The sequence below is a fragment of the Streptomyces sp. SP18BB07 genome, assembly GCF_036322545.1.
Lineage (GTDB): Bacteria > Actinomycetota > Actinomycetes > Streptomycetales > Streptomycetaceae > Streptomyces > Streptomyces deccanensis.
Map to the genome: position 1 here is coordinate 1 of NZ_JAQYWT010000239.1, position 759 is coordinate 759.

Here is a 759-nt window from a genome sequence, read left to right on the forward strand (position 1 = left end):
GACCGGCACCCCGTACACCCTGTCGCACCTGGACGCGCTGGAGTCCGAGGCGGTCCACATCTTCCGCGAGGTCGCGGGCGAGTTCGAACGGCCGGTGATCCTCTTCTCCGGCGGCAAGGACTCCATCGTCATGCTGCACCTCGCACTGAAGGCCTTCGCGCCCGCCGCGATCCCCTTCTCCCTGCTGCACGTCGACACCGGACACAACTTCCCCGAGGTGCTGGAGTACCGCGACCGCACGGTCGCCCAGCACGGGCTGCGGCTGCACGTCGCGTCCGTGCAGGACTACATCGACCGGGGGGTGCTGCGCGAACGTCCCGACGGGACGCGGAACCCGCTGCAGACCGTGCCGTTGACGGAGAGGATCCAGGCGGAGAAGTTCGACGCCGTCTTCGGCGGTGGCCGCCGGGACGAGGAGAAGGCCCGCGCGAAGGAGCGGGTGTTCTCGCTGCGGGACGAGTTCTCCCAGTGGGACCCGCGCCGCCAGCGCCCCGAGCTGTGGAACCTCTACAACGGACGCCACGCCCCCGGCGAGCACGTCCGCGTCTTCCCGCTCTCCAACTGGACCGAGCTGGACGTCTGGCAGTACATCGCCCGCGAAGGCATCGAACTGCCCGAGATCTACTTCGCCCACGAGCGCGAGGTGTTCCAGCGGGCCGGGATGTGGCTGACCGCCGGCGAGTGGGGCGGGCCGCGCGCGAACGAGACCGTGGAGAAACGGCGGGTGCGGTACCGGACGGTCGGCGACATGTCGTGCAC

At 70.0% G+C, this 759-nt stretch carries 1 protein-coding gene; it reads left to right on the forward strand.

Annotation, left to right across the window (positions count from 1 at the left end; translation table 11 throughout):
* Window positions 1-759 (forward strand): sulfate adenylyltransferase subunit CysD (cysD, locus tag PUR53_RS08200; protein ID WP_329907870.1); only part of this gene is annotated, 759 nt, incomplete at both ends.